General features: G+C 31.8%; 1 pseudogene. It reads left to right on the forward strand.

Features of this window, described 5'->3' with window-relative positions:
* Window positions 1–45: 45 nt before the first annotated feature.
* A pseudogene (locus C1E99_RS15120) lies at window positions 46–274 on the forward strand (hypothetical protein); the annotation flags it as partial.

The following is a 274-nucleotide window of genomic DNA, read 5'->3' on the forward strand; positions in this document are numbered from 1 at the left end:
GTTTTTTTGGTAAAATGGACTATGTTATATGAAAGGAGAATAAATTTGACCTCACTATTTTTATTTTACATGAAGCGAGACTTAAAATCCTTTAAAACATTAATTGTCTCGGCGGTTTATTTTTTCATCACTTATCTTTTCATTAGATACGGAGATAGTGTTGGAAGAATCTTTGATAATTCCGATGGAATAGCAATTTTGAAAGTGATGTATGCCGTTTTTGCTTTTGTCGGCTTTCTATTCGGTGCATCCCTGTTCTCTAATATTATTTCTC

Origin of the sequence: Streptococcus suis (assembly GCF_002964045.1) — a bacterium.
GTDB classification, from domain to species: Bacteria; Bacillota; Bacilli; order Lactobacillales; family Streptococcaceae; genus Streptococcus; species Streptococcus suis_U.